Source organism: Pseudomonas sp. ZY71, from assembly GCF_036542145.1.
Lineage (GTDB): Bacteria > Pseudomonadota > Gammaproteobacteria > Pseudomonadales > Pseudomonadaceae > Aquipseudomonas > Aquipseudomonas koreensis_A.
In genome coordinates this window covers 132,793-146,217 of the sequence record NZ_CP144274.1, presented here as the reverse complement: position 1 = coordinate 146,217, position 13,425 = coordinate 132,793, and the positions used below count along the sequence as shown (strand labels likewise).

The window sequence follows — 13,425 nt, the reverse complement described above, 5'->3', positions numbered from 1 at the left end:
TGGTTCATTTCCGAGGGATGCTCAATGTTTTACGTGCAACGCGATGCGCAAGGTCTGTTGATTCGCGTGGAAGCCGCGGCCTACGCCGAGGCCACGGAAACCCTGCCGGCCGACAGCCATGAAATCCAGGCCTGGTTCGCCAACGAAGTGGTGGAAACCAGCCTCAAACAGCTCAAGCAGAGTGACTTCGAAATGATTCGGGTCCTCGACGACCTGATTCAGGTGCTGACCCAGAAAGGCGTAATCCGCGTCACCGATCTGCCGCCGGCGGCCCAGGCCAAGTTGATGGACCGGACACAGGCGCGGGAAGCGTTGGGTGGGTTGAGCCAGTTGATCGATGAGGATGAGGGCGGGTTGATCTGATCCCCCGTAATCAAAAGCCTACCCTCACCCCAGCCCTCTCCCCGAGAGAGAGGGGGCCGACCGAGGTGTCTGGCGCCATACATCGACCTGAGAAATCGAGTCGATTACGGATTCAGCGGACATCTTTCACGTCGGCGTATTACATCAATATCCCACGGTCAGTCCCCTCTCCCTCCGGGAGAGGGCTAGGGTGAGGGTTGCTTTTGCAATGACTCACCGCCAAGGCTTCGGTACACCCAACAACTGCCCCTGAATCCCATACAAGCCCTCTCCCCGACGGAGAGCAGCCGACCGAGGTGTCTGGCGTTATACATCGACCTGAGAAATCGAGTCGATTACGGATTCAGCGGACATCTTTCACGTCGGCGTATTACATCAATATCCCACGGTCAGTCCCCTCTCCCTCCGGGAGAGGGCTAGGGTGAGGGTTGCTTTTGCAATGGCTCACCGCCAAGGCTTCGGTTCACCCAACAACTGCCCCTGAATCCCATACAAGCCCTCTCCCGACGGAGAGCAGCCGACCGAGGTGTCTGGCGTTATACATCGACCTGAGAAGTCGAGTCGATTACGGATTCAGCGGACATCTTTCACGTCGGCGTATTACATCAATATCCCACGGTCAGTCCCCTCTCCCTCCGGGAGAGGGCTAGGGTGAGGGTTGCTTTTGCAATGGCTCACCGCCAAGGCTTCGGTTCACCCAACAACTGCCCCTGAATCCCATACAAGCCCTCTCCCCGACGGAGAGCAGCCGACCGAGGTGTCTGGCGTTATACATCGACCTGAGAAATCGAGTCGATTAAGGATTCAGCGGACATCTTTCACGTCGGCGTATCTCCCGAATATCCCCCAATCAGTCCCCTCTCCCTGACCGAGAGGTGCCGATCGAGGTGTCTGGCGCCATACATCGACCTGAAAAACCGGGTCGATTATGGATTCAGCGCAAATCGCTCACGTCGGCGTATTTCCCGAATATCCCCCAATCAGTCCCCTCTCCCTCTGGGAGAGGGCTAGGGTGAGGGTTGCTTTTGCAATGACTCACTGCCAAGGCTTCGGCTCACCCAACAACTGCCCTTGAACCCCGTACAAGCCCATCTCGCGAATCACCGCCAACTCGCCTTCCGTCTCGACGCGCTCGGCAATCAGCGGCAGATCGATGCTGTGCGCCGCACGCTGGATCGCCTCGATGAACAGACGCTTGTCGCTCTCCTGATCAATCGCACGAATGTAGCTGCCATCGATCTTCAAGTACGCCAGCCCCAACCGCGCCAGGTTGCCGATCATGCTGAAACGACCACCAAAGCGTTGCAGGCTCAGTGAGAAACCCAGTTCGCGCAGGCGCCGGGTCAACTGTTCCAGCACCGCCTGCTCCGGCAATTGCTCCTCACCGATTTCCAGGGTCAGGCGCTCGCCAAGATTGGAATGCGCGCGCAGAATCTCGAAGATTTTATTCAGCGCCTGCGGATCAGCCAGGGTCGCCGAGGACAGGTTCAGCGCCAGCGAATCCTCATGCGCCTTCATCTGTTCCAGCACGCGTTCGAGCATCAGCCGATCCAGCCGCGCGGTCCAGCCGAAGCGCTCCAGCCATGGCAGGAAGCGCCCGGCCGGGATGGTCTGGCCCTGATCATCGAGCAAGCGCGAAAGAACTTTGTAATGCAGCACCAGTTGCGTGTCGGCGGCGACCACCGGTTGGAAATACAGCTCGAAACGCTGCTGACTCAAGGCCTGATCGAGCAAACGGTGCCAAGCGTGATGATCGTCGCCAACGTCCGCCGTCAGGCTCTGATCGATGCACGCCCAGTTCTGCTCGCCCTGCCCTTCGGCTTGCGCCAGCGCCTGATCGCCAAGCGTCAGTACCTGTTGCGGCGAATCGCCGTGAGTGAATGGCGCCAGGCCGATCGACGCCACGGCCGCGACGTCGGTCGCGCCGGTAGCGTGCAGACTGCTCAAGGCATTGTCGAGGTTCTGCGCCAGTTGCAGCGCTTCTTCACGAACCAGCCCCGGCGCCAGCACGGCGAATTCACCGCCACGAATACGGGTGACAAGGTTCTGGGTTTCCGGGTACTTCGCGCATTCGCGGGACAATTGTTCGCCAACTGCTTTCAGCAGTTCATCGGTGCGCTGGCCACCGAGACGCTGGTTGAGCCCGGCGAGATCCTTGACCCGCAACAGCAGCAGATAACCGGAGCTGGCCTGCTCCGGGTTGCTCACGCGATTGTTCAACTGCATCTCGAAATAGCGGCGGTTGGCCAACCCCGTGAGGTTGTCCTGATAAGACTCAGCCCGCAGTTTTTCACTGCGCTCGGCCTGCTCCTGAAACAGTGCCTTGAGCTTCTCGACCATCTGGTTCATCGCCTGCACCACGCGACGCAACTCAGGCGTGCGCGGCAGATCCGGCAGGCTGAGGAATTCGCGGCGGGCGATGGCGTGCGATTGCTTGACCATGTAATCCAGTGGCTTCAACTGCCGACGCAGCAGCAGTGCCCCGAGCACGGCACTCACTGCGCCGCAGATCAGCAGCCAACCGAGGCTGCCCAACGCGCTCTGCCACAGCTTGGCCACGGCGAACATCGGATGGCTGACCACCTCGACCCGCGCGGCCTGTTCCCAGCCACGGCTGACCAGTGCATCGCCACCAGCCGGTTCCAGACCGATCAGTTTGACGAACCAGTCCGGCACATTGCTGACGGCCGGAATGCCGCTGCGCTCGACAATGGTCTGATCAGTCTTCAGATCGACCACACGAATGCTCGCGTAATAACCACTGTCGAAAATCGAGCTGACCAGCAGCTCGACCATCGCCGGGTCGTCGATATTCGGCGTCAGCGACAAGGCCAGCGCCGTCGCGGCGTCCTGCGCGTGGGAGCGCAACTGGTTGACGTACTGAGTGCGCGAGCTTTCCAGACTGACCATGAAGCTGCCGGTGAAGGCGACCACCAGGAACAGACAGATAGCGATCAACAGCTGTTTGAACAAAGACATCTGAGCGCGTGCTCCTAGTTAGTCGTCTCGACCGGGAAACCTTCGGCCTGCATTTTCTTCAAGACATCCTGCCAGCGCGACAGGCGTTTGGTGTCACCGACCTTCTTGTTGCCTTTGGCCCCCGGCAAATACAGACCTTCAGCATTGAAAGAGTAGACCGGCAGCAAATCGGTTCGCTGCGACGCCGGCTGGATCGGATCGATCAGGCTGTCGAGCACCAGCGGCATGGCATCGGGGGTGGCATAGTAAGTCAGGACCATGTGCGCGCGGTTCTGGCGCAACGCTTTGACATAGGTGATGCGCAGCTTGTCACTGGAAACCCCGAGGTGGCGCAGGCTGAAATACTTGGCGATCGCATAGTCTTCGCAGTCGCCGGCGCCTTTCCATAAGGCTTCGATCGGCGTTTCCCAATAGTCGACCTCGTGCCACAGATCGATGTCCTCGACGTAGCGCACCTGTTTATTGAAAAACAGGTTCACCACTTTGAGCTTTTCCATCTCGCTGACCTGTTTCTGCGTGGCCAACAGATTTTGCCAGGCATCAATGCGCTGCTGCCCGGCACCCAACGGTCCGTAGAGCGCCGTGGCTTTGCGGCTGATCGTGGAAAAATCCCAATCGGCATGCAGACCGCCCAGCATCATGCCGGCCAGCAACAGTGCGCAGCCTAGCCAGCGCAACGTCCGGGGGATCGCGAAACGTACCGCCACAGCAGGTTTCCAGGAGGCAGGATAGAAAGCGTTTGATGGTGAAGCTTAGCCCGGCAAAAAACAATGGCACCATGAGATCATCGACGACGCGCTAAACTTCAGTTGGCGCCCGATGTTTTACAAGGTTTGACAACCTGTAGAGCAATCACTAGTGTCATTTGGATCCAAATCAGGCCGACATACAGGGTGCGTAGTCGTGACACAGAAGCCCAAACCGCTGCACAGCATTAAAGTCGATGGACCGATTCCTGCGCATCTGGCCCGGTCGGTGATCGAGGAAACCCTGCGTTCGGCAATCCTCGATGGTCGTCTGCCCTGCGGCACGGCGCTGCGCCAGCAGGATCTGGCCGATTTGTTCGGCGTCAGCCGCATGCCGGTGCGCGAAGCGTTGCGCCAGCTCGAAGCCCAGGAACTGCTGAGCGTTACTACGCATAAAGGTGCAGTGGTCGCGCCATTGATTCAGGGCGATGCCACCGAAACCTACGAGCTGCGCATCCTCCTCGAATCCGAAGCCATGCGCCAGTCGATTCCGTTGCTGACCGCTGCCGATCACACTCGCGCCGCCGGTTACATCGAAGAGCTGGAAGCGCAACACGATTACACGGAAATCGGCCGGCTCAACCGTTTGTTCCATATGGCCCTGTACAGCAAGGCGCCCAACCAACGCTTGCTGCGCCTGGTCGAAGACGGGCTCAACGAAGAAGAGCGTTTTCTGCGCTTCAATCTTGAGGCCATGGGCCTGGGCAAATTGTCCCAGGACGATCACCGGGCGATGCTGCAGGCTGTGCAGGAGCGCGACATTGAACTGTCGATCAAACTCCTCGAGCAGCACCTTAATCGGGGCGTCGAGGTGATTACCCGCTATCTCGCCACCCCCGCCGCGCAAAGCCGCAAAGCCGCGCACTGAGCGCGCACCCTCCGCGAATCACTCTCTTACAAATCCCCAAGCGATCTGCCAGCCCTCGGGTGGGCGGATCCGCCTGCCCGCTCTAACCTCCCTGCGCCGTTCAGGCCGAAATTTGCACCTCGCGGTTGATGAATCGGTAATAGCCGTGGCGCTCATTTACCCGCACTCTTGAACGGCCAACCCCATAAAGAACGGGCGACGCGCCGCCCTGACGGCGCAGTCCCCGCACCAGGAACCTACGGAAGGAGCCTTGCCACGGGAAAAAGGAAGTCATGGCGCGGGGTCACGGCCAACTTCCGCCCTTTTAAATCATTCAACTCTTATTACTGGAAAGTTGCTTCGAGTGAGGCATTCACTCTTATCGATCAATTTTGGCCGTTATTCGCCGAAAGGAGCAACTACGCCCAAATAAAACTTCAGCCAAAAGTTTTATCGGATCGACTCAACTTCAAAAAACAGCAAACTTAAAATAATTAAAAATACACTTGTTAAACACTTTGCCGGTGTATTAGTTTTTCCTCGCCAAGTTTGAACTTTGTTCTTCGCTTTGGCACCCGCCCAACGCCAGCAGCAAGCAGGCAGCGCCTTATGGGCAGACATGAAGCCATGTCACAGGTATATCGATCCGCACTTACCTATCAGGAAGGAAGCTTGTCGTCCGCCGACAGAAAATAATTAAGTCGTCGTTTCAATGATTGCGCAGCTGCCAGAGCAGCTCAATTTAACATCAACGATAAAGGACATCATGATGCCCAATAAGAACCAACTCGCCCTGAAGAAAGCCGAACTTAGTATTCACCCGATCTTTTCCGAGATCACTTCGTTATCGGTCTTGCGGCGTTTCATGGAAACCCACGTATTTGCCGTTTGGGATTTCATGTCGCTGACCAAACGCCTGCAGCAGGAACTGACCTGCACGCGTTTGCCCTGGCTACCGCCGCGTGACCCTCACGCCGCCCGGTTGATCAACGAGATCGTTCTGGGTGAAGAATCGGATGATCGCCTGACCGAAGGTCATTACAGCCATTTCGAGTTGTACCTGGATGCGATGCGCGAAATCGGCGCGAGTACCACGGCCGTGGAGCGCTTTGTTGCCCTGCAACAGGAAGGCGTGAGCTATGACGTCGCGCTGCAAAGCGTCGAGGTTGATCCGGCCGCCGCACAGTTTGTCCGCGACACCTTGCGTACCGCCCTGCATGCACCGGGACACAGTGTGGCGGCGGCGTTTCTGCATGGCCGTGAGAGCGTGATCCCGACCATGTTCCAGCGCATTCTTGACGACTGGGGCATCGGCATCGAACAGGCGCCGACCTTTCGCTATTACCTGGAGCGGCATATCGAGGTCGACTCCGAAGACCATGGCCCGGCGGCAGAACACCTGCTCGAACGCCTGGTCGACGGCGACCCGCAACGTGAAGCCGAGGTCTACGCCAGCGCCATCGCTGCCGTGGAAAGCCGCATCGCCTTGTGGGACGGCCTGCGCCTGAGCATGCGCGAACCGTTGGCGGAGGTGACCCAATGAACGCTGCCGACTATCAATCCTTTGCCGACGCCTGGGAGAACCGCGCCACCATCCGCACTCGCCCGCGCCGCGTGCTGGAAGACGATGAACGCCTGATCTACCCGCTCAGTCGTCAGCCGCTGGTGCTCAGCGAAACCTTTCTGCGCGACTGTCCGCAGCAGCGCGATTTCGCCTTGGTGCAGACGTTGTACAAATTCATCAACGACGTGGTGATTTTCGAGACCGAAATCGTCGATAAAACCGCGCGCAGCATCGCCAAGAATCGCTTCGCCGTGGCCTTCCCGTTTGCCTGTCGTTACGACGCGATGACCGTGGTGGTCGATGAGGATTACCACGCCTTGGTGGCGATGGATTTCATGCAGCAAACGGTGGCGATGACCGGCATCGAACCGATTCAGTTGCCCGATGAAATCGAACTGAGCCGGGCGATTCCTGCTGCTGTAGCGTTGGCACCGGAGCACCTGCGCAGCGCGATGGAATTGATTTGCGTGGCCATCGCCGAAAACACCGTGACCGGCGATGTCGCGGCGTTCGCCCGCGACGACTCGGTCAAGCCGTCGATCAAAGGCCTGATGGCCGATCACTTGCTCGATGAGGGTCGCCATTCGAGTTTCTGGGCGCGGATGGTGCGCATCTATTGGCACACCGCCAGCGCGGCGGATCGCGAAACCATCGCGCAGATTCTGCCGGTGTTCATCGGCCATTACCTGACCAACGACATCCAGAAATCCTTCGACCTGCGCCTGATCGACGCGCTGCCGGTCAGCGAGGCCACACGGCGCTCGCTCAGGGACGAGATGGCCGGGCTGGCGTTCCCGATCAATCGCCACCATCCGCTGGTGGGCAACATCGTCAAGTTCTTCCACAACAGCTCGCTGCTCGACACGCCGTGCGTGCAGCACGCTTTGCGCGATTACCTGGTTTGATGAGGAGGCCGACATGAAACGTCTCGACATTTTGCTGATTGGCGCCAGCCAGGCCATGACCGACCTGGCGCAGGAACTGGAACAACACGGGCACTCCTTGCGGCGCAGCGGCGTGGCGGCATCGACGGTGGATTTGATCATCGACGATGGCTTCATCGGCGCCGGCGATTTCTGCGCGATCCCACACCTGCATCTGCGTTTGGGGGTTGGCGCGCTGAGCGCGGCGGGTTTGCCGACACTCGACCTGCTGTGCTTCCTCGGCTCGTCACTGATCAGTCGTGTGCCGATCGGCGATGAGCCGTCCGGCAACGGTCAGGCGCTGCGCCAGCGAGTGCTGACGCAGGTGGTGGACGAAGTGGCGCTGCTGGTCAGCCGCATCTCCCGCGATGCTGACTATCTTCAGCAGGTCGCGCCGGTGACTGCACCGGATTTCGAGCGGATGGAAAACCTGCTGTTTCTCGACAGCCTGGCGTACGTCCATCGCCTCAATGACACGGCCAATCCGGCGCTGCTGAAGCAGGCGCAGCTCCCAGTGATCGAGCGTCTGCAACAAAGCCTGATCCGTCATGCCGAACGACCGGCGCTGCACCTCGCCGAACAGTCGATCAGCTACCGCCAACTGCACGCCCACAGTCGCGCGATCCAACAGCGTTTGCAGCCCTTGCTCGAGCAACATCCGCAACCGTGGGTGGTCGGCATCTGCCTGCCGAAAAGCCCGGCGCTGTTCGCCTCGATTCTGGCGATCCTCGGCAGCGGTGCGGTGTATCTGCCGCTGGAACCGAGTCATCCGTTGCAGCGCCAGCAATACATTCTGCAAAACTCGGGCGCGTTGTTGTTGCTGCATGATGGCGAGCATCCGCTTGGCGAAACCATGGCGGGGCTGGATGTCAGTCACATCACCAGCGCAGACGCGGATCTGAGCCAACCGCTGATGTGCCGACGCCCAGAGCTCGATGCGCCGTGCATGGCGCTCTACACCTCGGGCACCACTGGGCATCCGAAGGGTGTGCTGCTCAGTCAGGCCAACCTTGCGCACTTCACTGCGTGGTACGCCGATTACGTGCAGTTGCAGGCAGAAAGTCGGGTCTTGCAGTTCTCGTCACTGAGCTTCGACTCATCACTGATCGACATCTTCCCGACCCTGCTCGAAGGCGCCGAACTGGTGGTGCCCGACGACACGCAACGGCGCGATCCGCTGCAACTGGTCGCGTTGATCCGCCGACGGCAACTGACCCACGCGTTCCTGCCACCGGCGCTGTTGAGCATCCTGCCGCTGGAGCAACTGGAAGGCGTGCAAGTGATGACCGGCGGCGATGTTTGCGAGCCGTTTGTCATCGAGCAACTGACCCGTCAGGGCACGTTGCACAATCTTTACGGCCCGACCGAAGCCACGGTGCTGATCACTGCGCGTCAACTGATACCCGGCGACAGCAACCGCAGCCTCGGTGCGCCGATCGCCAACAGCCAGGTGCTGATTCTCGACGACGATTTGCAACCGGTGCCGCAGAACACCGTCGGCGAATTGTTCATCGTCGGCCCCGGCGTCTGCCTCGGCTATCTGAACAACCCACAGCAGACCGCCGAACGTTATCTGACCCTGAATCTGCCGGACGGCCAAACGCTGCGCGCTTACCGCAGCGGCGACATGGCCAAATGGGGCGGGCACGGTATCGAGCTGTGTGGACGGCGCGATAACCAAGTGAAGATTCGCGGCTTCCGGGTCGAGCCGGAAGAGATCGAACGCTGCCTGCGCGAGAGCCAGTTGTACCGGCAAATCGCAGTGGTGATCGACACTCAGCGACGGATTCTGGCGTTCTTCGCCCAGCCGCAATCGGACACCGCGCGCGAAGCGCTGAAGGCCCACGCCCGGCAGTTTCTGCCCGACTACATGCAACCCGTCGCGTGGACCGAACTGCCGAACATGCCTTTCGCCAGCAACGGCAAGGTCGACCGCAACGCGCTGCTGGCACTGCCAGTGAGCGTGCAAGACAACGGGCCGAAATGCCTGCCGGCGAATGCCGACGAAGCGCTGTTGCTGGAGATCTGGGCGGAATTGCTGGAGTTGCCGAACAGCGATATTTCCACCGACGAAAGCTTCTTCAATCTCGGCGGTCACTCGATTCTGCTGTCACGGATGTTGCTGCGGCTGCGTGAGGAGTTCGGCCGCAGCATCTCGATCAACCGCTTCATCGAACTGCCGACCATCATCAAACTGGCAACGCTGGTGCGTGGCACCGATGACAGCGCCGTGCTCAGCGCCCAGGCCATGGCCGACGCCGAGCGCGCGCTTGATATCGAGCCACTGCCGATCAGCCGCATGGGCGATGTGCATAAGGTCATCGTCACTGGCGCCAACAGTTTTGTCGGCGTGCACATCGTCGAGGCACTGCTCGGTTGGGGCGCCAGCGAAGTCGCGTGTCTGGTACGCGATGGCGGCGGGAAAACGGCGGCGCAACGCTTTGCCGAGTCACTGAGTGAAAACCGCCTGGAGCATCTGGATCTGAGTCGCGTGCGGGTTTACGCGGCAGATATTACCCGCCCGCAACTGGGCTTGAACGACGACGATTATCAACGCCTGGATCATGAGTTCGGCGCACTGGTGCACAACGCCGCCAACGTCAATCACGTACTTGATTACGAGTCGCTGGCGACGGACAACGTCGAACCGATTTTCGCCCTGCTGCGCCTGTGCGAAGGGCAAAGCAAAAAGGTCTTCAATTTTGTCTCGACGCTGTCGGCTTCAAGCACGGTCGATGACGCGGGACGGGTGCTGGAACTGCCCGCCGCGCTGACGCCACCGATCTACATTCGCAACGGTTACAACCTGTCGAAATGGGTCGGCGAGCGCATCCTCGAACGGGCACGGGAACGCGGCGTACGGGTCAATCTGTATCGCCCCGGCAACATCAGTTTCAACAGCTTGAGCGGCGTTTGTCAGCCGCACAAAAACCGCTTGATGCTGATGCTCAAAGGCTCGATCCAGCTCGGCCAGGTACCAGCCTTCGCGCTGAATTTCGACCTGATGCCGGTGGACTTTCTCGCCCGTTTCATTGCCTTCCACGCCAGCCGTTATTCGCCGGAACGTGCGGTGTTCAACCTGCATAACCCCGAACCATTGAGCTGGGACGCCTATGTCGCGTCGTTCCGCGAAAGCGGCAGCGAGTTCGCGTTGGTCAGCGTCGCTGACTGGCAACAGCAACTGGGCCGGGTCGACGCCGACAACGCGCTGTTCGGCGTGCTCGGTTTCTACCTCAACGGCTTCGAAGAAGACATCGGCGACATCTCCCTGATCGGCCACGCCAACGCCGAGGCCGGCGTGCAACAAATGGGCGCGCACTACCCGCAGAAATCCCCGGCGCTGCTGCGTCGCGGCTGCGACTACCTGAAACAAATCAACTTCATCTGATCCAACAAAAAGGAGCAACACCATGAGCAATTTGCAACCGGATACGCTGATCCAAAACCCGCATGGCTGCCACGTTGTGTCGTCGGTGGAAGTGCCAGCGGACGCGACGCAAGTCTGGGCGGTGGTCGGCCACTTCGGCGGTTTCGACCGTTTCATTCCGGCGCTGTCGCACATCGAAACAATCGGCGAAGGTGTGTCCTCGCTGCGCAAGAAATGCTTCAAGGACGGCAACGTGGTGGTCGAGCAACTCAACTCCCGCGATGAGCAGGCGTGGAGCATGACCTGGACGACGATTTACAACACGCTGGGGGTGGCGAATCTGTGGGCGGCGATGAATGTGGAGTCGCTGGGCGCAGGTAAATCCCGGGCGACGTGGACGATCATTGCCGAGCCGGCTTCGGGCGGTAAAGAGGCGTTGCCGGGGTTCAAGGAGTTTGTGCAGGGGTTTGCGGATGATGCGATGGGGAATGTGCTGAGGCTGTTTGTTTAAGGCCTGAGTTTGACGGTGAGTTCTAGACCGCTATCGCGAGCAGGCTCACTCCTACAGTTGATCGGGTTCCTTCAGATGGAACCCGGTTAATTTGTAGGAGTGAGCCTGCTCGCGATGAACGATAACGCGGTCTGACTTGAGGTCAGATTTTGAAACTGTCGACCAATTGCTTCAGGCGGTTTGCCTGCTGCGACAACGCATCACAATCCTTCAGCGTTTCATTGAGGTTGGCCACGCTCTGCTGGTTCAGCAGGTTGATCTGGTTAACGTCGACGTTGAGGGTTTCCACCACGGCGGTCTGCTCTTCGGTCGCCGCGGCCACCGACTGGTTCATGCCGTCGATTTCACCAATGCGCTGAGTCACGCTGACCAGACGCAAACCGGCCTGGTTGGCCACTTCCACGCTCTGCTCGCTGGAGGCCTGACTGGCGTTCATGGTGGTCACCGCTTCGCGCGAACCGATCTGCAGCGAGGTGATCATCTTGTGGATCTCTTCCGCCGATTCCTGGGTGCGATGGGCGAGGTTACGCACCTCATCCGCCACCACCGCAAAACCACGTCCGGCTTCACCGGCACGCGCTGCTTCGATTGCGGCGTTGAGCGCCAACAGGTTGGTCTGCTGCGAAATGCCTTTGATCACATCGAGGATATGGCCGATGTTGTCGGTGCTGGCGTTCAGGGTTTCGATCTGCGTGCACGACAGGCTGATCTTCTGCGACAGCTCGGTCATCGCCAGGATCGTCTGCTCGACCACCTGACGACCATCATCGGCCTGCTCGCTGGCACCGCTGGCGTGTTGCGAAGCATCGGCGGCGTTGCGCGCAATTTCCTGGGTGGCGGCGCCCAGTTCGTTGATCGCCGCAGCCACGCTGTTGGTGCGCGCACTTTGCTCGTCGGAGCCGACGATCGAGGCGTTGGACGACGCCATCACCCGTTGCGACAAGTCATGCACATGACGGGTTGCCGAGGACACTTCGGAAATCGACGCGTGAATCCGTTCAACGAACTGGTTGAACGCGCTGCCCAATTCACCGAACTCGTCTTTGCTTTCCACAACCAGACGACGGGTCAGGTCGCCTTCGCCCTGAGCAATGTCCTGCATCGCACGGCCCATGGTGGTCAGCGGACGCATCAACACATTGATCAACAGGCTCAGCAGCAAGGCAATCGCGGCCACGGCGACAAACATCGCGATCAACGCCGAAGTGCGGAATTGACTGAGTGCGGCGTAGGCCTTGTCGCGATCGATCGACAGACCGATGTACCACTGCGCATTCGGCAGGTCGCTGACCGGAGTGAACGACAAAATGCGTTCCTGGCCGTTAAGCACGACGTTCTGGTTGCCCTTCTCGATGCGCACGCTGGTGTTCGGGTAAATGTCTTTCAGGTTTTTCATGACCTGGTCTTTGTCCGGGCTGACGATCACCTGACCGTCGGCGCTGACCAGGAACGCATGGCCGAGGCCACCGAAGTCCACCGAGTTGATGATCTTCACCAGGGTTTCCAGGCTCAGGTCACCACCGACCACACCGAGCAGCTCGCCGTTCTTTTTCACCGGCATGGCGATGGTCACTACCAGGCCACCGACAGCGGCCATGTACGGCGGGGTCAGCATGGTTTTGTCAGCCACAACGGCTTGCTTGTACCAAGGGCGCTGACGCGGGTCATAGCCGTCCGGCATCTTCGCGTCAGGTCGCTGGGTGAACACACCGTTGGCCTGGCCGACGTAGGTGAACTGGAAGTTCGAGGTGAACGCTGGTTGATCGACCAGGCCCGGGAAATCCGCGTCCTTGCCCTGATGGGCAACGTTCTGCGCGAGGTTTTCCAGCACCAGAATCCGCCCGCTCATCCAGTTCTGCACGCTGCTGGCGGTCAGATCACCGGCCTGCTGCACAGAGGACTGGAGGTTCTGGCGAATGGTGTTTCGCTGCAGATAGTCGTTGTAGAGGGTGAACAGCGCGAACGCCAGGACCACGACGCCCGAGGCGGCCAACAGGATTTTATGGCTGAACTTGAGATTCATTTCATGGGACTTCTTATGCGAAAAGTGGGGATGCGTTCTGGATGCAACATTCCATGTACAGCGCAGGCAGCGTTCTTCAGGCCGCTCTACTTTGGTGCACGC

At 59.6% G+C, this 13,425-nt stretch carries 9 protein-coding genes; 6 read left to right on the top strand and 3 right to left on the bottom strand.

The window, feature by feature from the left end:
- Positions 1-24: 24 nt before the first annotated feature.
- Positions 25-363: a hypothetical protein gene (locus VY732_RS00680; RefSeq protein WP_007918987.1), complete on the top strand. Its 339-nt coding sequence runs from the start codon at positions 25-27 to the stop codon at positions 361-363.
- Between the two features lie 1,035 nt (positions 364-1,398).
- On the opposite strand, the gene lapD is transcribed toward VY732_RS00680, so the two are convergent.
- Both lapD and lapG read right to left on the bottom strand, forming a co-directional pair.
- On the bottom strand, positions 1,399-3,342 hold the full coding sequence (lapD, locus tag VY732_RS00675) for a cyclic di-GMP receptor LapD (RefSeq protein WP_331693383.1): 1,944 nt from the start codon (positions 3,340-3,342) through the stop codon (positions 1,399-1,401).
- A gap of 14 nt (positions 3,343-3,356) precedes the next feature.
- The gene (gene lapG, locus VY732_RS00670) at positions 3,357-4,049 is read right to left on the bottom strand and encodes a cysteine protease LapG (RefSeq protein WP_016987655.1); all 693 of its coding nucleotides are present in this window, start codon (positions 4,047-4,049) and stop codon (positions 3,357-3,359) included.
- Positions 4,050-4,245: 196 nt separating this feature from the next.
- On the opposite strand from lapG, the gene VY732_RS00665 reads away from it, so the two are divergent.
- The 5 genes from VY732_RS00665 to VY732_RS00645 all read left to right on the top strand — a co-directional run bounded on the left by VY732_RS00665 (position 4,246) and on the right by VY732_RS00645 (position 11,300).
- Positions 4,246-4,956 (top strand): GntR family transcriptional regulator, encoded by a 711-nt coding sequence (locus VY732_RS00665; protein WP_137219081.1) that lies wholly within the window; start codon positions 4,246-4,248, stop codon positions 4,954-4,956.
- A gap of 748 nt (positions 4,957-5,704) precedes the next feature.
- Positions 5,705-6,478: a DUF3050 domain-containing protein gene (locus VY732_RS00660; protein WP_404942992.1), complete on the top strand. Its 774-nt coding sequence runs from the start codon at positions 5,705-5,707 to the stop codon at positions 6,476-6,478.
- Complete coding sequence (locus VY732_RS00655; protein ID WP_331693381.1) at positions 6,475-7,404, top strand: diiron oxygenase; 930 nt, start codon at positions 6,475-6,477, stop codon at positions 7,402-7,404. The genes VY732_RS00660 and VY732_RS00655 overlap by 4 nt, the downstream gene beginning before the upstream one ends.
- 13 nt (positions 7,405-7,417) lie before the next feature.
- On the top strand, positions 7,418-10,810 hold the full coding sequence (locus tag VY732_RS00650) for an amino acid adenylation domain-containing protein (protein ID WP_331693379.1): 3,393 nt from the start codon (positions 7,418-7,420) through the stop codon (positions 10,808-10,810).
- A 22-nt stretch (positions 10,811-10,832) separates the two neighbouring features.
- On the top strand, positions 10,833-11,300 hold the full coding sequence (locus VY732_RS00645) for an SRPBCC family protein (RefSeq protein ID WP_331693377.1): 468 nt from the start codon (positions 10,833-10,835) through the stop codon (positions 11,298-11,300).
- Between the two features lie 142 nt (positions 11,301-11,442).
- On the opposite strand, the gene VY732_RS00640 is transcribed toward VY732_RS00645, so the two are convergent.
- A complete protein-coding gene (locus tag VY732_RS00640; protein ID WP_077570036.1) occupies positions 11,443-13,323 on the bottom strand; it encodes a methyl-accepting chemotaxis protein in 1,881 nt (626 codons plus the stop codon).
- Between the last annotated feature and the right edge of the window lie 102 nt (positions 13,324-13,425).

Coding starts and splice junctions, on each gene's coding strand:
- VY732_RS00680 (WP_007918987.1), top strand. CDS start 25: ATGTTTTACGTGCAACGCGATGCGCAAGGTCTGTTGATTCGCGTGGAA.
- lapD (WP_331693383.1), bottom strand. CDS start 3,342: ATGTCTTTGTTCAAACAGCTGTTGATCGCTATCTGTCTGTTCCTGGTG.
- VY732_RS00650 (WP_331693379.1), top strand. CDS start 7,418: ATGAAACGTCTCGACATTTTGCTGATTGGCGCCAGCCAGGCCATGACC.
- VY732_RS00655 (WP_331693381.1), top strand. CDS start 6,475: ATGAACGCTGCCGACTATCAATCCTTTGCCGACGCCTGGGAGAACCGC.
- VY732_RS00660 (WP_404942992.1), top strand. CDS start 5,705: ATGCCCAATAAGAACCAACTCGCCCTGAAGAAAGCCGAACTTAGTATT.
- VY732_RS00645 (WP_331693377.1), top strand. CDS start 10,833: ATGAGCAATTTGCAACCGGATACGCTGATCCAAAACCCGCATGGCTGC.
- VY732_RS00640 (WP_077570036.1), bottom strand. CDS start 13,323: ATGAATCTCAAGTTCAGCCATAAAATCCTGTTGGCCGCCTCGGGCGTC.